This is a genomic window from Microcystis flos-aquae FACHB-1344 (assembly GCF_014698375.1).
Lineage (GTDB): Bacteria > Cyanobacteriota > Cyanobacteriia > Cyanobacteriales > Microcystaceae > Microcystis > Microcystis aeruginosa.
Window position 1 is genome coordinate 1 of sequence record NZ_JACJSW010000229.1, and the last position, 19,670, is coordinate 19,670.

General features: G+C 42.9%; 15 protein-coding genes and 3 pseudogenes. 6 read left to right on the top strand and 12 right to left on the bottom strand.

Annotated elements, in window-relative coordinates; genetic code table 11:
* Positions 1-164: pseudogene (locus tag H6G48_RS24650) on the top strand (DUF2887 domain-containing protein); the annotation flags it as partial.
* A 58-nt stretch (positions 165-222) separates the two neighbouring features.
* Here the strand turns inward: H6G48_RS24650 and grrA are convergent.
* The 6 genes and pseudogenes from grrA to H6G48_RS24680 all read right to left on the bottom strand — a co-directional run bounded on the left by grrA (position 223) and on the right by H6G48_RS24680 (position 5,461).
* Positions 223-597, bottom strand: coding sequence for a GrrA/OscA1 family cyclophane-containing rSAM-modified RiPP (grrA, locus tag H6G48_RS24655; protein WP_041804155.1), 375 nt, complete (start codon positions 595-597; stop codon positions 223-225).
* A 14-nt stretch (positions 598-611) separates the two neighbouring features.
* Positions 612-1,511: an extracellular substrate binding-like orphan protein GrrP gene (gene grrP, locus H6G48_RS24660; RefSeq protein WP_002796867.1), complete on the bottom strand. Its 900-nt coding sequence runs from the start codon at positions 1,509-1,511 to the stop codon at positions 612-614.
* 88 nt (positions 1,512-1,599) lie between these two features.
* Positions 1,600-2,370: pseudogene (locus tag H6G48_RS24665) on the bottom strand (PQQ-dependent sugar dehydrogenase); the annotation flags it as partial.
* Between the two features lie 62 nt (positions 2,371-2,432).
* A complete protein-coding gene (locus H6G48_RS24670; protein ID WP_190723727.1) occupies positions 2,433-3,605 on the bottom strand; it encodes an RNA-guided endonuclease InsQ/TnpB family protein in 1,173 nt (390 codons plus the stop codon).
* Between the two features lie 141 nt (positions 3,606-3,746).
* A pseudogene (locus H6G48_RS24675) lies at positions 3,747-4,157 on the bottom strand (PQQ-dependent sugar dehydrogenase); the annotation flags it as partial.
* Between the two features lie 179 nt (positions 4,158-4,336).
* The gene (locus H6G48_RS24680; RefSeq protein ID WP_190723729.1) at positions 4,337-5,461 is read right to left on the bottom strand and encodes a type I restriction endonuclease; all 1,125 of its coding nucleotides are present in this window, start codon (positions 5,459-5,461) and stop codon (positions 4,337-4,339) included.
* A 199-nt stretch (positions 5,462-5,660) separates the two neighbouring features.
* Between H6G48_RS24680 and H6G48_RS24685 the strand changes: the two genes are divergently transcribed.
* Positions 5,661-6,110 carry a DUF29 domain-containing protein gene (locus H6G48_RS24685; protein WP_190723730.1) on the top strand — a complete coding sequence of 150 codons (450 nt, stop codon included), beginning with the start codon at positions 5,661-5,663 and terminating at the stop codon, positions 6,108-6,110.
* A 12-nt stretch (positions 6,111-6,122) separates the two neighbouring features.
* On the top strand, positions 6,123-6,872 hold the full coding sequence (locus tag H6G48_RS24690; RefSeq protein ID WP_002784428.1) for an amino acid ABC transporter ATP-binding protein: 750 nt from the start codon (positions 6,123-6,125) through the stop codon (positions 6,870-6,872).
* A 181-nt stretch (positions 6,873-7,053) separates the two neighbouring features.
* Here H6G48_RS24690 and H6G48_RS24695 read toward each other — a convergent pair whose 3' ends face one another.
* The 5 genes from H6G48_RS24695 to H6G48_RS24715 all read right to left on the bottom strand — a co-directional run bounded on the left by H6G48_RS24695 (position 7,054) and on the right by H6G48_RS24715 (position 16,028).
* On the bottom strand, positions 7,054-8,619 hold the full coding sequence (locus H6G48_RS24695; RefSeq protein WP_190723731.1) for a cation:proton antiporter: 1,566 nt from the start codon (positions 8,617-8,619) through the stop codon (positions 7,054-7,056).
* Positions 8,620-8,811: 192 nt separating this feature from the next.
* Positions 8,812-12,114: an efflux RND transporter permease subunit gene (locus H6G48_RS24700; RefSeq protein ID WP_190723732.1), complete on the bottom strand. Its 3,303-nt coding sequence runs from the start codon at positions 12,112-12,114 to the stop codon at positions 8,812-8,814.
* 6 nt (positions 12,115-12,120) lie between these two features.
* Complete coding sequence (locus H6G48_RS24705) at positions 12,121-13,320, bottom strand: proton extrusion protein PcxA (protein ID WP_002762444.1); 1,200 nt, start codon at positions 13,318-13,320, stop codon at positions 12,121-12,123.
* Between the two features lie 248 nt (positions 13,321-13,568).
* Positions 13,569-14,702 (bottom strand): glycosyltransferase, encoded by a 1,134-nt coding sequence (locus H6G48_RS24710; protein WP_012266446.1) that lies wholly within the window; start codon positions 14,700-14,702, stop codon positions 13,569-13,571.
* Between the two features lie 39 nt (positions 14,703-14,741).
* Complete coding sequence (locus H6G48_RS24715; protein WP_190723733.1) at positions 14,742-16,028, bottom strand: RNA-guided endonuclease InsQ/TnpB family protein; 1,287 nt, start codon at positions 16,026-16,028, stop codon at positions 14,742-14,744.
* 483 nt (positions 16,029-16,511) lie between these two features.
* Between H6G48_RS24715 and H6G48_RS24720 the strand changes: the two genes are divergently transcribed.
* The 3 genes from H6G48_RS24720 (at position 16,512) to nblS (ending at position 19,222) form a co-directional block, all read left to right on the top strand.
* A complete protein-coding gene (locus H6G48_RS24720) occupies positions 16,512-16,691 on the top strand; it encodes a hypothetical protein (protein ID WP_002798263.1) in 180 nt (59 codons plus the stop codon).
* A 76-nt stretch (positions 16,692-16,767) separates the two neighbouring features.
* Entirely contained in the window at positions 16,768-17,115 is a 348-nt protein-coding gene (locus H6G48_RS24725) for a DUF4359 domain-containing protein (protein WP_190723734.1), read from the top strand.
* Positions 17,116-17,230: 115 nt separating this feature from the next.
* Positions 17,231-19,222 (top strand): two-component system sensor histidine kinase NblS, encoded by a 1,992-nt coding sequence (gene nblS / locus H6G48_RS24730; RefSeq protein ID WP_190723735.1) that lies wholly within the window; start codon positions 17,231-17,233, stop codon positions 19,220-19,222.
* Here the strand turns inward: nblS and H6G48_RS24735 are convergent.
* On the bottom strand, positions 19,203-19,562 hold the full coding sequence (locus tag H6G48_RS24735) for a hypothetical protein (protein WP_190723736.1): 360 nt from the start codon (positions 19,560-19,562) through the stop codon (positions 19,203-19,205). The two genes, nblS and H6G48_RS24735, sit on opposite strands and share 20 nt — an antisense overlap.
* Positions 19,563-19,670: the final 108 nt, after the last annotated feature.

The following is a 19,670-nucleotide window of genomic DNA, read 5'->3' on the forward strand; positions in this document are numbered from 1 at the left end:
ACACGATTTTTTATCAACTCTTTCAATCATTCCCCTCTATCTTCTTTGAATTAATTCAACTCCCTATCAGCGAAGCGAATAACTACCGCTTTGACTCAGTGGAAGTCAAACAATTTTCTTTTCGTCTTGATGGAGTCTTTCTGCCTCAAAATAATCACCCTAGATTTCATCGTAAAACCGGGGTTGGGACGGGGATAAAGTTATCCCCTCACCCAACCTTACTTACCAACGATTTAAGAAACCGCCACCATTACCCCAGCGCGGTCGGGAATTAAAGAAACCACCACCGTCAGACCAACCATTACGCCAGGGCCGCGCATTAACGAAACTACCACCGCGACCATCTACCCAACCACCGGCACGACTATTCCCCCAACCGCGATTGCCACCATCTCCCCAGCCTAAAGCTTGTAAACTAGGATCGGCAGTACCGGACGGCAGTTGGTTAACCCGTTCGCGTACAGCGCTAGATAGACGACTTAAACGCGCTTCAATGGGATTAGCCTCGTCTGAGGCGGCCTGAGCGGTGCTAGTCAGACCGAAGGCAGATAAAGCGAGAAGAAAGCCGACTAAACCAGTTTTATTGCTGATATTCACCTGAATTTATGCTCCTATTTGGCTTCTTGGGGATTAATTTGGGCGTGTTCGATAACTTTGAAGGCAAAAAACCCCTTTAATAATTCTGGGGGGATGGGAACCATGCCTTGACTACCGAACCAGCGATCGATTTGACTAACGGTGGCCGTATCATTGGTGATGTAATCCTGCATCATTTTAACAATGGCATAGTTGACATCATCCAAAAAAGTAGAGTTATTTTCGGGAACCATGCAAGCGATGCCAAAATTAGCTAGAGCTTCTTCGGGGACGATTTCGTAGATTTTAGGGTTATCTCTGAGGATTGTTCCCGCTAAAGAGATGCTATCCCCCGCTATTGCGTCGATTTTACCGGTTTTTAAAGCTTCGAGGGCTTCTTCTACGGTGCTGTAGGTAGTAACAATTGTCGCTTGCGGTTGTACTAATTTAATCACATCGACGGCCGCAGAAGTGGGAACCAAGGCGATGCGTTTACCGATTAGGGATTGAGGAGTGGAGAGATTGCTGCCTTTTTTAGCTAAAATCCTAATCCCAGAAATGCTGTAACTGATGGAAAAATCGACAACTTTCGCCCTTTCCCAAGTAAAAGCCGTACTACAAGCGATATCGATTTCCCCGCTACGAATGAGATTAATTTTCTCTCCGGGTTGGTTAGCTTCAATCATTTGCAGGGTGACGGGACGACCGAGACGAGTTTCCAATCGTTTTCTAATTCGTTCCAACACATCCATAGAATAGCCGACTAATTCCCCCTTATCATTGATGTAGGAGTAGGGAATCGCATCAAAACGGGTTCCTACGGTCAAAAATCCCGTGCGAGCCACTTTTTCCACCACTGTTTCCGCTAAACTTGCACTAGCGAGGAACATAGGTAATATGCAACCTAGTCCCACTAACTGTAAAATTTTCTTCATAAATCGAGTGCTTGCTCCCGTACAAACATAACTATACTAGAATTCACTAAAAAATCTTCAAGGTTTCCATAATAATTTCTGTGAACTTTTACAAATTAGATGGCGGTTCAAGGCGAATTAATTGACCGTTACCTTCATCGGTGAGCAGGTATAAAAATCCGTCGGGACTTTGACGCACATCCCGCACCCTCTGACCGATGGGAATCGCTTCTTGATTGATAATTTCACCCGATTTATCCACTGACAGACGGCGACTATCCCTGGAAACTAAACCACCAGCGAATAAATTTCCCTGCCAATTAGGAAAGCGATTACCGGTATAAAAGACCAATCCTGAAGGAGCGATCGCTGGTGTCCAAATTGTTTTCGGATCGATCAGATCTGGTCGAGATTTTTTGCGGGAAACTGGGGTATTAGTACCGTACTCTTGACTGGCAGAAACCACTGGCCAACCGTAATTTTTACCTTTTTCAATTAGATTTAATTCATCCCCTCCTTTTGCTCCGTGTTCTGTTGCCCAGACTCGTTGAGTCATCGGATCAAAGCTGATTCCTTGAATATTCCGATGACCATAACTCCAAATTTTAGAACCCAGAAAAGGATTATCTTTCGGTGTGGAACCATCGTCATTGATGCGGATAATTTTACCTAAATGACTTTGCAGATTTTGGGACTGTTTTCTAATTAAATCTCCCGCTAATTGTAGGGGAGGATTACCCCCGTCCCCAATCGCTACCAATAAAGTGCCATCCGGTAGCCATAATAACCGCGAACCGAAGTGTTGAGAGCCGGTTTTTGCCTGGGAAACTTCAAAAATAACCCGCACATCTCGCAAACTTGCACCATCTTGACACTCCCGTCGCGCTCATGCGAGGGATTCTTGGTTCATCGAGTTTCCTTAATCTGACAGGACGTATCCAATCAAACCAGAGGGAATCTCTCCCCAAGCGTATTAGTTTCCGTGTGTCCCACGGTACTTAGTCCCTTTTTGAGAATATTGATAGCGGCGTTAATATCTCTATCTTCTACATAGCCACAATGGGGACAAACATGGGTTCTCGTCGATAGAGATTTAGGGACTTTTTGACCACAATTAGAACAGTTTTGACTCGTGTTATGGGGGGCTACTGCTACCGTAGCCTTACCATATTTAAAACCAAAATATTCTAACCATTGCCGAAAAGTTGACCAAGCCACATCATTAATAGATTTAGCTATTCTAGAGTTTTTTACCATGCCTTGAATATTTAAGTTTTCGTAGGCGATGAAATCGTTAGATTTAATGACGCGCAATGCCTCTTTTTCGACAAAGCCTTTACGTTGCCTACTTACTCTTAAATGTTTTCTAGCATATCTCTTTCTAGCTTTTTGGTAGTTGTTTGATTGGGGTTGACCTTTTCTAAACTTTTTAGATTTTTTCCGATTTAGACGGTTTAATCTTTTTTCTGCCTGGCGATAGTATTGCGGTATCTCTACCGTTTCCCCATCACTGTTAGCGTAGAAAACTTTTAAACCTACATCCAATCCCACACATCTTTTTGTTGGTTCTAGGGGTTTAGCATATTCCCGAATATCAACGCTTAGACAGAATTGGACATAGTAACCATCCGCTCGTTTAACAATTCTAACTCGTTTAATTTGGTCTAGAGGATAAAAGTTTAGGTCTCTAGTTCCTTTTAGTTTAACCGTCCCAATGTTTTTCTTATCTGTGAAAGTTATTTTCTTTCTATCCTCTGATAGTTTCCACCCACAGTTTTTATATTCCACAGAACGATTATTTTTCTGAAACTTGGGATAGCCTTTTTTACCTTTTATTTTTTTCTTACAATTGTCATAGAAACGGGCAATAGCTGACCAGGCCCGTTCGGCCGATGCTTGTCTAGCCATAGAATTTAGAGTATCGACAAACTTGAACTGCTTGGCGAGAACTGCACAATATTTATTGAGAGAATATTTATCGATTTTGTCTTCCCTCTTGGCATCCATCCAAAGCCTTAAAGCCTTATTACGGATGAATTGTACTGTACGAATAGCTTCATCTATGGCAGAACACTGACTTGGTTTGACCACGGCTTTCATTTCTAAGACAATCATTGTTTATCGACCTCAAACAACTTATTTTATGTTAACCTGTACAGCATAGATTGTCAAGATTTTAGTCGTGCTTCGCTGTTTTATATTGGTCGGGGTTTCATCCCGTCCCTAAGCGCGAGGGTCTTCACCCCGACATTTGAGATAAACCGCACGAGCGACGCGGGTACGATTAGCCTCCCGGTCTCCGTGAGCATAAGTTAGATAAATCCAGCGATTTTGGGCAAATTGGGGATGAATTGCCACATCGAGCAGTCCTCCTTGTCCGACGGCAAAAACTTCGGGAACTCCAGCGATGGCTTTTGGGTCTAATTTGCCCTCTCTAACCACTCTTAAACGACCGGGACGCTCTGTGATCAGGATTTCCCCGTTAGGTAGCCAAACCATCGACCAAGGATGCTCTAAACCCTCGATTACGGTCACTTTTTGCCATTGATTTCTCTGGGAATTATTCGCCGAAGTCAATACATTTGTGCCTTGACAACTGGAGATAATTATAGTAAGCAAAACGCTAGATACTAAAGGCGAGAAAATGCGATTGAGAGAATTAAGCATTAGTTGGTAACTCCCCAAGTTTTCAGCAGATAAATATAATTATATCGACTCCATTTTGAGTAGTTGTTTCAGAAAAGTTAAGAGATTTTGTAGTGATGGTATTTGTGTTGAAGTTTGCTCGCTAATCCACCGATCATCGGAAATAGTTGCGGTCATTAAAGAGATAGGGGATAATTATTTTAGATACTTTCTGTTTTTTCTGACTTGCTTTTATAAGTATCTTGAGTCAGATAGCGGATACGAGATTTCAGAAATTCAGCGACTCCATAAATTTCATCAAGACTGTCTATATTGGTGGTTGCTTCTTTACCAGTTTCGACGTTATCGGGAATACTGATTGATTTCTTGCCAGTTTTTTCATGGAAGCGCAGACGACAGACTGTTTTGGTTACTTTTCCATCTAAGTTGATACCAAAATAACTTCTAGTGTCTTTGAATTGAATGCGTGCGGTATTGATTTCTTCCCGTAGAATTGATTTAATAATGTAAAATCCTTCCAATTCTTCGGGGGTCGTATTAATTTTATCTTCCCCTGTTTCTCCTGGTGGAGTACCGTCTGCTGGTGGTGTATCAGGAGGATTTGGTTCAGGTTCTTTTCCTAAGACTTCCTCAAATTTTTCTTTGATGATATCATTGATATACTCTTTGAGAGAATGCTTAATAATTTCTGTGAATTTTTCGACAACCGATGCAGTTCTCACCCCAGAATACACATGACTAACAAAAAACTTAACAAATTCGGGGGAAGGATCATTTAATTGCTGGGCAATCACTTTTTTAACTTCTTTTGTGTACAATAAATTGCGAGCAACCTCTTCTAGTTCGTCAGAATTAAAGCTAGATTTAGAAAATCGTTTTAATTCGTTAACAGAAGAGTCGTCAAAGTCGAGAATGTTAAACCCAAAAAATGGCTTATCGTCCATGATATTATCCTTGACGATATCCGTATAAAACCGATAGATAATCCCATTAGTTAAAACTCCAAAGTTAGCTCCAGTTGCATTAAAATATCGATGCAGTTGGGAACTATGTTTAGGATGCTCAAGATTTTGATGACAGCTTTTACATTCCATCAAAATAATCGGTTGATTGTCCAAACAAATAGCATAATCTACTTTTTCCCCTTTTAATCCAGTTAAATCGGCACTATATTCGGGGTGAACTTCCATGGGATTGAATACATCGTAACCCCATGCTTGCAAAAAAGGCATAATAAAAGCTGTTTTGGTTGCCTGTTCGTTTTGGATTTGAGAACGAGAGGTTTCAACTTTTTGAGCAATTTCTTTGAGTTTATCGATTTCCATGATAGCCTCATTATCTAGGATGTGTGGGTTCTCAGCCTAACCATAATTTAACCTTTTTTTTACATCAGGGTCAAGCATTTTTTACTGTCATCATCATTAATTCAAAAATATTTACACTAATCCAGTGCCATCCGGATATTTTATGCTATCATTCCTAGTAACGGGTTATTTTTCTTATGTCGCCATTTGCTCAAAGACAATGCTTGCTTTAGAACAGCTTTATGAACGGGAATATGATCGCTGGTTAAGTGAGACGATCGAGTTATTAAAAAATCGTCAGTTAGATCAGTTAGATTACGAACATTTAATCGAGGAGTTGGCAGCTTTGGGACGAAGCGAAAAAACTGCTGTTAAAAGTTTAAGTTTACAAATAATAATCCATCTCCTAATCTATCAATTTTGGACAACAGAAAGAGAAAGAAATAGTAATCATTGGGCGGCAGAGATTATCACTTTTCGAGTACAATTAGAAGATAAGCTCACCACCAATTTAAGCAAATTTCTAGAACTAGAGTTAGACAATATCTATGAAAACGCTCGCTTAATTGCCGAAAAAAAGACAGGATTAAAAAATTTACCGATAATTTGTCCCTACTCTCTGAGACAAATTCTTGAGAAACAGTGGTTTCCCGATACAGATAATCAATAAACTCTCAAAAATATGGACTCTCACAACAGTGAACCGATTATAATTGCCGAAGCTGTGGAAAAATGGTACGATAACCGCTTTCATGCTTTGCGGGGAGTCAATCTCACCGTTAATAAACAGGAAGTTGTCGTGATTATGGGGCCGTCCGGTTCGGGAAAATCCACCTTTATTCGCACTTTTAACGGGTTAGAATCTTATCAAAAAGGCCGCATTATTATTGACGGAATAACTGTGTCCCACAACCTCAAAAATATCGAGGCAATCCGTCAGGAAGTCGGCATGGTTTTTCAACAATTTAACCTATTTCCCCATCTGACGGTATTAGATAATGTCACCCTTGGTCCGATGTGGGTGCGCGGTTGGAAAAAAGCGCAAGCGGAGGAAATAGCCAGAAAACTCCTCGAAAAAGTTGGTATTCTCGAACAAGCGCTTAAATATCCCCCCCAGTTATCGGGAGGACAACAGCAGCGGGTGGCAATCGTTCGCGCTTTGGCCATGCAGCCGAAGGTGATGTTATTCGATGAACCCACCTCAGCTTTAGACCCAGAAATGGTGCGAGAAGTCTTGGAAACGATGCAAAGTTTAGCCAAATCCGGGATGACCATGGTTTGTGTCACCCACGAGGTAGGATTTGCGCGAGAAGTGGCCGATCGAGTGGTATTTATGGATCAGGGTTTAATTTTGGAAATTGCCCCCCCAGCAGAATTTTTTAATAATCCTCAATCCGATCGAACTCAGCAATTTTTAGCAAAAATTCTTTGATTTTCCATGACTTGCTCTGCAAAATTAAGTTATCGAGCAGCTATCGAGTCAAAATATCTAAAACCTCAGATAAATTTGACATAATCTTAGGTTTTATCGATAGTATATTTGTCCCTTGTTTTTTTCTCCTCCTGTCTCCTTACCTAACGGAAGATTTTGGATTTTTGCCAAAAATCTATTATTAAACCATCTCTTTTTCTTCTTCTACCTCCACTAAAAGGGGAACGAGATTTTCATTTAAACGACCGGCTCGAATTAATTCTGCGTAGGTATTAGCTTCGATATCAAGTAAAGTATCTTGAAATTGTTCGGCCACCACATCTTTTAATTGTGGGTGTTCCTGTAGTAATTTTTGCAACTGATCCCCCAAGGACTTTAATTGTCCTTCCACCAGAGTTTTTTTGTGGCGATAAAATTCGGGATCGATATCGGGAAAACGTTCTGGTTGTTGCAGATAATTAGACACCCTAGTTAAAGCAATTTGACGAGCAATTAAGGCCGAATATTCGGTGCGAATCGGTTGATCACCGATAAGATTGAGGGCATTTAACAGCCATTGTATAGATAATCCTTGCACCAATAAAGTAAATAAAACCACCCCAAAAACCACGTCAATAATTTCTTGACGGTAGGGGATAGACGTAGGAACACTTAACGCTAGGGCGATCGAAACCGAACCGCGCAATCCCCCCCACCATAACACCGTTCTTTCCTTGAAACTGATCTTATTGCCCGTAATTAGGTTACTAATTCCCCCTAGTCCAAAAATTGAGAACAGACGGGAAACCACCATAGCGGCGATCGCTATTAAAATACCGGTTAAGTGACTGCCGAGACTCTCAAAACGGGTTTGATCACCGATCAATAAAAAGATGATGGAATTGACAAAAAAGGCGATAAATTCCCAAAATTCGCTAACTACCAGGCGCGTGCGGGGACTCATACCAATGCGCGAACCGAGATTACCGAGAATAATCCCGACAATTACCACCCCAATCACACCGGATCCGCCTAATTTTTCCGTGACGAGATAGGTTCCATAGGCAGAAACTAGAGTCAGAGACTGTTCCACAAAAGGCAAATCGAAGCGTTGGGTAAGGTAGGAAATGCCGAAACCGATCACGCAACCCACACCGATCCCAATCCCCACAAAGGTGCAGAAACGAGCGATCGTCACCGGGACGGAAAAGGTATCGACTCCCAAGGGAATACCCACCAAGAGGACGAAAGCGACCACAGCGACCCCATCATTAAAGAGACTTTCCCCTTCCATCAGGATCGTTAGTTTTTTACTGGCCCCCAATTCTTTAAATAGGGCAATCACAGAGACGGGATCGGTGGCAGCTAGGGCAGCACCCAACAGAAAAGCGATCGATAGGGGTAAATTAGCAAAGATATGTAGGGGATAGGCGACTCCCAAAACGGAGATAATTACCCCGATAACGGCAAAAAGGACGATAGTAACCCAATATTCCTTTAATTTAGCCCAAGGAATATTCCAAGCGGCTTCAAAAAGGAGGGGAGGCAGAAAAATTTCCAGAATTAATTCCGGGGAAAGATTAACTAGACGCAAATCTAAAAAAGCTAAACCCATACCGACAATAACTAACAGCAGGGTGTAGGGAATTTTGCGGAGGAAGGCAACGGTTCTCGATAAAGTGGCGACACTCAAGGAAATGGTCAAAACTAGCAGGAATTGCTCTAAATTATGAGCGATCGCCTCGTTAGCAGTAGATTCTAGACTCATTATTTTCAGTTATCAGAGATGGGAGTGGGGTGTGGGGTGTGGGGTGTGGGGAAGTGGGGGGGTGGGGAGGTGGGGAAGTGGGGTGATGGGGAAAGTGGGGAGACCACTTTGTGCGCGTTGCGGGGGGGAAGTGGGGAGGTGGGGGAATTTCAACTAAAACCCTAAAACCCCAAAACCCTAAAACCTAACACCCTAGTCATTCGGGGACTGAGGAGAGATTTTCAAAGAGGAAATGGCCCCTTCTTCTATCGGGGTTTCTGATGTATTCCTTTCCCCATCGAGAGAAGGGGTTTTTTTGCCGCCAGAACCGCCACTTTTCGGGGGTTTCGAGGAGAGGAATTGGGCCTCGAACTGTTTGATCAGCACATACAACACCGGGACGAGAAATAAACTCAACACAGTGGAAATCAGATAACCGCCTAGGATTGCAGTTCCCAGAGACCAACGACTCATCGCCCCGGCGCCGGAAGCGATAACCAAGGGCAAGAAACCGACTAAACCGGAAATAGCCGTCATCAGAATCGGTCTTAAGCGTTCCGTCGAGGCCCGGGCTGCCGCATCGGGAATACTTAAACCCAAAGTACGGGACTGGTTAGCGAATTCCACGATCAAGATGGCATTTTTAGCCGCTAAACCGATCAACATGACCAAAGCCACCTGAGCATAGATATTATTATTCACCGCCGGGAACAGACTACCCACTTGTAGGAAATTCGCCCGCAACAGTAAGGCCCCCATGGCACCTAGGATCGCTAGGGGAACGGTAATCATGATGATAATCGGGTCAATGTAGCTTTCGTACTGGGCTGCAAGGACGAGGAAAACCACGATAAAGGCTAATCCGAAGATAACTGGGGCAGCCCCGGCGGAAGTTTTTTCTTGGAAAGCTGTACCCGTCCAAGCGTAACCGAAACCGGGCTGCAGGACTTTCCGACAAACATCTTCCATCACTGCGATCGCCTGTCCCGTACTAAAACCGGGGGCGGGACTACCCTGAACGTTAATCGAGGGATAGAGGTTAAAGTTAGTGATAATCGGTGGATAGGTGAAGCGTTTGACGCTAACCAAACCCGATAGGGGAATATTGGCCCCGGTACGGGAACGGACGTAAAGACGGTTAATATCTTCAGGATTAGAGCGATAATCCGCTTCTGCTTGGGCAAAGACTCGATACAAGCGATCGCCTAAGACGAATTGATTGACGAAGTTGGAACCGAGATAGGTTTGCAGGGTACCGAAAACGGCCTGCATATCGACGTTTTGCGCCTGTAGCTGGTTGCGATTGATGGAAAGTTCCAGCATCGGCGTGTCGGTGGTAAATTGGGTGAAAATTCCCGATAATTCCGGTCTTGTTCGGGCCTCGGCCATGACGTTATTAGCGTTGGCAATCAAAGCGTCCATGGGGAAAGAAGCGCGGTTTTGGATAAATAACTCGAAACCGCCGGTAGAACTTAATCCATCCACGGGGGGCGCATTAACGGCGAAAGCGCGAGCATCTGGGACTTTAGTGGCTAATTGTTGGTTAATTTTCCGCAGAACCCCGAAAACCGACTTATCTTCGCCGGGCCGTTCCGACCATTCTTTTAACTTGACAAAAAATAGCCCTTGGTTGCTGCCACTTCCGGCAAAACTAAAGCCCGCCATACCGACAAAGTGTTCGATTTCTTCGATACCGTCGAGAATTTCTTCGTTAATCTGACGGATAACCTGGTCGGTGTAGCGCAGGGAAACCCCGGGGGGTGCTTGCACCAAAACGAAGGCATAACCTTGGTCTTCTTCGGGGATAAAACCCTGGGGAGTGGTGCTATAACTCCAAGCTGTGAGAAAGAGGGCGGCGATAAAGAAGGGTAACACTAAAAAACGGATGCGGATCAGAAATTCGATCGAGCGTCGATAGCCTTCTTTAACTGCGTTGAAACCCCGATTAAAGCCCTCGAAAAACAGTCCCAAGGGGCCGCGGGTGCGTTGGGGCGCTTTCATGATAATCGCCGACATGGTGGGGGAAAAACTGAGGGCGTTAAAGGTGGAGATGATAATTGAAGCGGAGATGATGACGGCAAATTGTCGATAAACGATCCCCACCGTACCGGGGAAGAAGGTGACGGGAATAAAAACTGCCAGCAGTACAAGAGAACTAGCAATCACCGCCGAGGTTAACTCGCCCATGGCATCGAGGGCAGCTTGAAATGGCCGCATTCCCTGCCGTAATTTTTCCGATACCGCTTCTACGATCACGATGCCGTCGTCCACCACTAAACCGGTGGCCAGAATGACGGCAAACAAGGAGAGGTTATTGAGAGAATAGCCTAAAGCCAGGGCGACGGCCATGGTTCCGATCAAAGATACGGGAATAGCGATCGCCGGAATGATCGTGGTGCGCCAATCCTGAAGGAAGATAAAAATGACGAGAATAACCAGTAAAATCGCCTCAACCAGAGTGCTAAAGGCTTCTTCCAGGGAAGCGGCGACAAAAGCCGTATTATCGAGGGTAATGGCGATATTTAACCCCGGGGGGAAACTTGGTTCTAGTTCCGCCATTTTTTCTTTTACCAGTTTGGCAGTATTCCAAGCGTTGGAACCGGGTAACTGATAGACGATATAGACAACGGCGGGGGATTTGTCGAAATAGGCGGCGGTACTGTAGCTTTCGGCTCCGATTTCTGCGCGTCCTACGTCTTTAATTCGGATTAAATCGCCATTTTCCCCGACTTTGACGACAATATTTTCCGCTTCCTCCCCGGTGGCAACCCTACCAACGGCGCGAATGGCGATCTGGAATTGCTGCTCTTCGGGACTGGGATCACCGCCAATTGTCCCCGCACCCACCTGAATATTCTGTTCTCGGATCGCCTGTACTACTTGTTCCGCCGATACACCCCTAGCGGCTAAAGCATCGGGATTAAGCCAAAAACGTAGGGCGTATTCCCTCTCCCCGATGATTGTTGTACTACCAACCCCCTCGATCCGGCGAATCTCGGCATCGATGACCCGATCGACAAAGTTACTTAAAAAGACCGTATCGTAGGGATAATTGCCCTTTTCGTCCGGTTTGGCGGAAATCCCGTAGGCAAGGGTAACGCTGGGGGATTGGGTATTGGTTGTCACCCCCTGCCGGTTCACTTCTTCAGGTAAACTAGCGGCCGCAGTACTGACACGGTTTTGTACCAAGACTTGGGCAATGTTACGATCCATTTCCACCGGGAAAAAGACATTCACCGTACTTTGTCCGGTGTTGGTACTCTGGGACTGCATATAAACAATCTGTTCTGTCCCGTTAATCTGGCGATCGAGTACCGTGGTAACGTTATCCTGTACGGTTTTGGCATCGGTTCCCAAATAGTTGGCATTTACCGCTACCTGAATAAATGCCAACTGGGGCAGTTTTTCTAGGGGTAAAAAGGGAACAGCGATCGCACCGATCAAAACGATTAAAATCGAGCAAACTGTGGTCAGAACGGGTCTTTTAATGAAGGTATCGGCAATACTAAGGATCATAGGGCGTTACTGGTTCATTTTTTCTAGGATAGTTGCGGCGGTGGGAGATTTACGAGTCAGATAATTAAATATTAATAGTTTAAAGATGGTATCTAGGATAACGGGAACCGTGGCCACAAACAAGCTAATAAATGTAATATTCTCGCGCCAACCAAAGTGCCGGAACAAAGTTTCTAAGATTACCGTCCAACCCTCCGCCGAGTGAAACCCGACAAATATATCGGTAAAGAGAATAAAGATAAAGGCTTTGGTTATATCATTTAAGCTGAGAAAATAACGACTAACATAAGCTCGCGTAATTGCCAATTGTTGACGACCAAAAATTAAGATCGCAATAAAGGCTATTAATCCAGTGATATCGGAGAGTAAGTTTTTCCAACCATCTTGACTTTCATAACCCGCTTCTCTGAATAATTCCTCGACCTGTTCCCGAAAATTTTCTTCTGATTCATGCCCTGCTTTTACTACTCCTAAAACCTGCTTGATTTCTTCAATTTCTTGAAGTCTAGCAAATTCCCTGAGATATTTTTCGCCAATTTCCTGAGAAATATAAACTTCTGATATTTTCGCTCTATCCACACCAAAATAGTTTAAAACAGGGCTAAAAATAAAGTTCCTACTAATAACCTGCACCAAGAGAGGAACTAAAATAATAATCAGGATAAAACGAATAGCAATACGTTGCTGTTGTCGCAGGGTACGGAGTTGTTTAATAACGGTTTGTTCGTATTCTGGGGTTAATTCTTGCTGGAAGTTAAAAAATTTATTACTGGTTGCAGGAGAAATTATCTGGTTATCTTTATCCCTGGGGTTATCACCAGTGAGATTGGTATTAGGCAGATTTGGGGTTTGATTATTCGGTAATGGGGGCAGCAATTCCCCTAAATCTAGGCGATATTTACCGATAATATCCTCGATCGCCTTTAAAGTCTCTAAGATGTTATTATTTTCTGGGTTAGTTTGCGGATTGATAAAATTACCCAGACGCACTTGAGTTAAATCGAAACGTATCTGTAATAATTCTCGCTCTAGGGTACTTTGAAAGTAATCATAAACACTTTTTCCTCCCAGGGCAGCCGGGGAAATTTTTTGTCCCCCAAAATGTTTATCTTCGATCGCTTTAATTTTCAGTGCTCTCTGATAAGCTGATTCTAAGGCCACTAAAGAGCGTTTTTCTACCCATTTATTAATTCGATTCCAAGGCACGGCTATAATCCTCGCTTTTCTTTCATCACAATCACCACGGTAAGCTATCAGCCTTGGCTAGCTCTCAACTTTAGAGAAATATCCATAATATTACATTTTGGGCCGATTGGCTGCACCCCCACCATTGGTGAAATACAGTGTTTCTCATCAAGATAAAGTGTAACCTAATTTGTTATCGACGACCAATGACTGACTCCCTAAAACAAAAACTTTCTAGCTCTCCCTTAAGATAACTGCTCTAATTAAACTTAGCAATAAATTTTAGAGATTGAATGTTCCTCGACAAATAAACTATAGTTACTTTGAAAGATTTCAGGAGTAAATTTATTAGCCTGTTGCCGACAATTTTCTGGAGCAATTTTATCACCGTGATCAACAAAATATTTAACCGCTTCTACCAAAGATTGGGGATTTTGTTCCCCAAAAAGTAATCCTGTTCCCTGGAGAGAATTTTCCCGCAGATCCCGCACGGTTTCTAAAGCACCTCCAGCGGCAAATGCAATCACGGGAGTGCCACAAGCTTGCGCTTCCACTAAAGCAATACCAAAATCCTCACAAGCAGCATAAATAAACGCTTTTGCTTTCGACATATATTCTGCTACCATTTGATCGGACACTGCCCCTAAAATCTGAATATTATCCCTTGCTAACTGACGAATTAAAGCCATCTGTGGACCATCTCCAATAACTATTAAAGGTAATCCCAATCGATTAAATGCTTCCACAATTAAAGGGACTTTTTTATAACTAACCAAACGAGAAACTACTAAATAAAAATCTTCTTTTTTCTCTTGGTAGGGAAAACGCTCGATTTGTACGGGAGGATAAATAACTTTTGCCTCCCGTCGATAACAGCGCCAAATTCGTCTAGCGGTGTGGTGGGAATTAGCCAGAAAATAGTCCACACGATTAGCAGAAATCACATCCCACTGACGCAACCCATGCAAAAGATAACGGGTGAAAATACCGGGTAATCCCTGTCCTAACTTACTATTAGCCAGATAGTCAAAAGTTAAATCCCAAGCATAACGCATCGGAGTGTGACAATAACAAATGTGAACCTGATCCGGTCGTATTAAAACCCCTTTAGCCACACAATGGGAGGAGGATAAAATTACATCATAATCCTCTAAATTTAACTGCTCGATCGCTAGGGGAAGAAAAGGTAAGTATTTTTGGACGCCATTGCTCGCTTTCGGGAAATTTTGCAGAAAAGTTGTCCCGATCGAGCGACCATAGAGATAACTATCGGGATTAGTGGACTCAAAATCGATCAAAGCGTATAAATCCGCCTCTAGACATTGTAAAATCTCCTTAACCACTAATTCCGATCCCCCCGTCGCCTTTGGGGTTAACCACTCGTGAACCAGAGCGTACTTCATAGGATAATCAATAATCTCAGCCTTGACATACTCCCACCGTCAAGCTAGGCTGTGACGGGGGATTCTTTCCACATTGCTGTTAGAAATTCCTTGTTCAACGAGACAGCTTAGATTCTCAATGTCTCCACTGAAAACCCAGAGGTCGGACTCTCCCAAGGCGTTTGGGTCGGTTTCTGTTTGCCCAACAGTACCGTTGAGATAATTTCCCAAATATTTCAACCCTTTTTTAAGAATATTTATTGCTGCATTATGATCCCTATCTAAGACTGTTTGACAGTTAGGACATTGATGAGTTCTAGTGCTTAAGGTTTTTTGAACTATCGTCCCACAAACTGAACAATCTTGGCTAGTAAAATGCGGTGGTACAGCAACACAAACAATCCGATAAATCTTGGCAAAATAATTCAACCATTCGGTGAATTGATACCAAGAAGCATCACTGATTGACTTGGCCAGCTTACGGTTTTTGACTAAGTTTCTTACCTTTAAAGCCTCGTAGACTACCAGATCATTAGACTGGACTAACGCCAAAGCGTCTTTAATTGCTTTGTCTTTACGTTGTCTTGACACTTTAAGATGAAGCCTAGCTACTTTTATCCGTTGCTTGTGATAGTTTTTAGACTGTTTCTTTCCTTGACGAAACTTTTTGGATAATCGTCGTTGTGCTTTTCTAAGTCGTTTTTCTGACTTGCTTAAATAACGTGGATTCTCTACGGTATTGCCTTGAGCATCGGTATAAAATTCCTTTAACCCTAAGTCAATTCCTGTTATTTTTCCCGTTGGTTTATGGTATTCTTGCCTTTCTACGTCAATCAAAAACTGGCAATAATAGCCATCGGCACGTCTAACAACTCTTACCCGTTTAATCTGTTGCTCTGAATAATAAACTAAGGTCTTTTGACTACACCATAAATCAAATTCTCCTGCTTTAAAGCCATCAGTAAATCTGATTTTACGTCGATCATCAGATAGTTTGTAGCCCGTTAGTTTATACTCAACCGAACGGCTATGCTTTTTGAACCGAGGAAACCCCTTTTTCCCTGGTATTTTGGCATGACAATTCTGGTAAAACCGATTAATTGATTGCCAGGCTCTATCAGCAGCTGATTGACGAGCTTGAGAGTTTAATTTATTAACCCATGGTGTCTCTTTATTGTTAGCTAGTACCGCGCAAAGCTTTTGGAGGTCATTGCGGGTTGTTCCTTTATTTTCTCTCCAATGACGAACACAAGAGTTACGCACAAACTGAGAAGTTCTGATAGCTTCATCAAGTCGGTGATATTGCTCTGGTGTTCCGTTTTTTAGCTTTGCTTCTACGACTAGCATCTAACAATCCTCGACCCTTGGCTAAGTTAAGTATAGCACAGTTTACCCACAGATGGTGGAATTAAATTGTTCTATGGGGTCAACGTCGAGCGAAGTGGCCTCCGAAGCTCCGCGGAAGAGTCGAGACGTTGATATTCTGGTCGGATTTCATCCCCCGCAAAGGTGAGTATCTTGTCGAAAAATGTAGCGGGGGCATTCATCCGACATTTTAGGTAATTATAGCAGTAAGGGATCAGCAGTTTAATAGTTCACTTTCCGGCTTTCTCTTCCCCAAAATTACCGATGCCTATCCGATCACGGTAAAAAACACCAGAAAGAAATTATTAAATTTTTCCAGAAAAATTGCAAAGTTTAGTAAAAATTACTAGCCAGATCAGATGATCGAATTCATAATGGGGATCAAGGAAAAAATAGGCTTAAACGGATTGGGATCAAGAAAAACTAGCTTGATATACAGAAGATAACTAATTAATGAGGTTTGCTATGATCACCCTGCAACAAGTACGCTGTCCTAATTGTGGAAATTTTGCCGAAAGACAGCATATTTTAGAACACCATCTCGTTAGCACCGCCTGTTCTCACTGTGATTATCTGTTAATTAGTTGCAGTCTCACGGGAAATGTACTAGAGTGCTATGCGCCCGGTATTGGTTTAAGAAGTTAACGCCGCTCCCTAGCCAGATCGAAAATGTCTTGTCAAAATTAAAGTGGAGAAGACAAAATCAAGGAGCTAAATAGCCATGGGGGGTAATTTCTTCAAGGGAGCGATCGCCTTGGGGGTAATAGCGGGGATGATGGGATTTACCAATCCATCCCAAGAACTTTACACCGAATACGCCGCGGAAAGACTCCTCGCTCATGCCGACAAAATCGCTTGCGAGAAAATTAGTCTCTGTGACTCGATCGATTCTTTGCCAGTGGCAGCCAGAAATATCATCAAAAATCAAATCTTAAAACCAGCGATCGAAACCTCTAGTCAACGGCAAAATTTAGGTGTGTTCAGTATTTACACCACAGAAGTACCGGGGGTAGCTAAAATTAGAACTCTTGGCGCTTTTGGGCATTTCTTGACTTTCTCGGAGACTTAGGCTTTGATTAGTGCCGGTTTAACCGCTACCGGCTTAATAATGAGTTAAGATAATCATGTTAACCCGCGATTTGAGCGATAGAGTCGTCAAGAATACAGATTAATGCTGCCTAACCGTGTTTAATTTTCTGCCCAGTCTCCGAGAAGCGATCGCCCGTTGGTGGTCTGAATTCACTCTCCAAACTAAATTGATGGCTGCGGCTACTTTAGCCGTTTCTTTGTTGATGAGTGCTTTAACCTTTTGGGCGGTTAACACAATCCAGCAGGATGTCCGTCTCAATGATACCCGTTTTGGCCGGGATTTAGGGCTGTTATTAGCCGCTAATGTCTCCCCCCTCATTGCTGAGGACAATTTAACTGATTTAGCCCGTTTTTCAGCCCGTTTTTATAGTAGTACCTCCAGTGTGCGTTATTTGATCTACGCTAACGAGGAGGGTGAAATATTTTTCGGTATTCCCTATTCTACCGCCGAAGTTAAGAACTCCCTGACGATCGAGCGTCGCATTCAATTACCGGAAAATTATGGCGAAAATGGGGAAACTCCCCTCATCCGTCAGCATAAAACCCCCGACGGTGAAGTAACCGATGTCTTTGTTCCCTTAAATCACGAAGGCAAATATTTGGGAGTATTAGCGATCGGAATCAATCCTAACGCTATTGTGGTGGCTTCTTCTAATCTAACCCGTGATGTTACTATTGCCGTTTTTGTCTCGATTTGGGCCATGGTGATTCTCGGGGCAGTTTTTAATGCTTTAACTATCACCAAACCAATCAAGGAGTTATTAGTCGGGGTCAAAAATATTGCAGCGGGAAATTTTAAGCAGCGCGTTGATTTACCCCTGGGAGGAGAGTTAGGGGAATTAATTCTCAGTTTTAATGAAATGGCGGAAAAGTTAGAACGATACGAAGAACAAAATATCGAAGAAATGACCGCCGAAAAAGCCAAACTAGATACGTTAATGTCTACTATTGCTGATGGGGCAATTCTCTTAGATACTAACTTTCAATTATTATTAATTAATCCCGCAGCTCGGGAAATATTTGGCTGGGAAGATCGAGAAATTATCGGTCAAAATGTTCTAGAGCTTTTTCCTTCGGAGTTAACGGTTAGACTAACTAAACCTCTCTATCAAATTTCGGCAGGAGAAACCCTCCAGCCAGAAGAATCGGCTAATCAAAATCAGAAAAATGCTGTTATTGATCAGGAAAATAATAACTATTCCCCAGCAGAATTTAGATTATCTTTAACTAACACGAAAACCCGGACAATTCGCCTTTTGTTAACCCAGGTATTCGATCAGTATCGGGAGAATGTCCGGGGAATTGCCATGACGCTACAGGATATCACCAGAGAAACAGAATTAAATGAGGCAAAAAGTCAATTTATCAGCAATGTTTCCCATGAGTTAAGAACCCCTTTATTTAACATCAAATCTTTTATTGAAACCCTGACAGAATTTGGTGAGGATCTCAGCGATACAGAAAAAAGAGAGTTTTTAGAAACCGCTAATCATGAAACCGATCGCTTAACTCGTTTGGTTAATGATGTTCTCGATCTTTCTCGGTTAGAATCCTCCCGTAACTATAACTTAGATGCGATCGATATCGGACAATTAATCGAACAAACCCTAAGGACCTATCAACTCAATGCTAGGGATAAAGGACTAGAATTAAGCTCGGAAATTGAAGCCAATTTACTACCAATTTTAGGTCATTATGATCTACTTTTACAGGTATTAACTAATCTAGTCGGTAACTCCCTAAAATTTACTCCTGCTGGCGGTAAAGTGGTGATTCGTGCCTATAAAATAACCAGAGATAATCCCCAAGAAACTCCCAAAATTCGCGTGGAAGTATCCGATACTGGTATTGGCATCGATGCCGAGGATCAAAGTGCCATATTCGATCGCTTCTATCGGGTAGAAAATCGCGTTCATACCCTAGAAGGGACGGGATTAGGATTATCGATCGTCAAAAATATTATTGAAAAGCACTATAGTCAAATTAATTTGATTAGTGAAGTGGGAATTGGCACAACTTTCTGGTTCGATCTAGACTTATATCAAGGCTTGATCGCCAGCAAGAAAATTAACGACGTGAGTTTATAAAAGCCAAAGCAATACTGCCCAAAATCAGGGTTAATAATAGCAATAATCCCTTATTTCTGAGACACCAATTTTTAAAAACCCTAGAGAGAGGGAGGGGAGGAATTTTTTCTGCTATCATTTGGCTATTTTTGTATAAAGTGCAGCTACTAGCGTAGGGACGTTGGGGAAAATTACAGCTATCATCGCCATGATAAAGACAAGTTTGACATAAAAACTCGCCGGTGACAGCTTGATGCAGGGTCATGCCGGGATGACCATAGGCCTTGAAAATATTAGCACAGTAGGGACATTGCAAGGCTTGACTATCGACCTTGTGCTGACAACGAGGACAGGTAATCATCGGAAATTTTGGGTCTGAAACCCCGCCGTTCTAGGTTGGCTTTACGTTAGAATTAAAAGGCCAGTCTCGAAAACCAAGTGGACGGCGCAGCACCTTGAAAACTCGGCT

Coding starts and splice junctions, on each gene's coding strand:
- grrP (WP_002796867.1), bottom strand. CDS start 1,511: ATGAAGAAAATTTTACAGTTAGTGGGACTAGGTTGCATATTACCTATG.
- H6G48_RS24670 (WP_190723727.1), bottom strand. CDS start 3,605: ATGATTGTCTTAGAAATGAAAGCCGTGGTCAAACCAAGTCAGTGTTCT.
- H6G48_RS24680 (WP_190723729.1), bottom strand. CDS start 5,461: ATGGAAATCGATAAACTCAAAGAAATTGCTCAAAAAGTTGAAACCTCT.
- H6G48_RS24685 (WP_190723730.1), top strand. CDS start 5,661: ATGCTTGCTTTAGAACAGCTTTATGAACGGGAATATGATCGCTGGTTA.
- H6G48_RS24690 (WP_002784428.1), top strand. CDS start 6,123: ATGGACTCTCACAACAGTGAACCGATTATAATTGCCGAAGCTGTGGAA.
- H6G48_RS24695 (WP_190723731.1), bottom strand. CDS start 8,619: ATGAGTCTAGAATCTACTGCTAACGAGGCGATCGCTCATAATTTAGAG.
- H6G48_RS24700 (WP_190723732.1), bottom strand. CDS start 12,114: ATGATCCTTAGTATTGCCGATACCTTCATTAAAAGACCCGTTCTGACC.
- H6G48_RS24710 (WP_012266446.1), bottom strand. CDS start 14,702: ATGAAGTACGCTCTGGTTCACGAGTGGTTAACCCCAAAGGCGACGGGG.
- H6G48_RS24715 (WP_190723733.1), bottom strand. CDS start 16,028: ATGCTAGTCGTAGAAGCAAAGCTAAAAAACGGAACACCAGAGCAATAT.
- H6G48_RS24720 (WP_002798263.1), top strand. CDS start 16,512: ATGATCACCCTGCAACAAGTACGCTGTCCTAATTGTGGAAATTTTGCC.
- H6G48_RS24725 (WP_190723734.1), top strand. CDS start 16,768: ATGGGGGGTAATTTCTTCAAGGGAGCGATCGCCTTGGGGGTAATAGCG.
- H6G48_RS24735 (WP_190723736.1), bottom strand. CDS start 19,562: ATGATTACCTGTCCTCGTTGTCAGCACAAGGTCGATAGTCAAGCCTTG.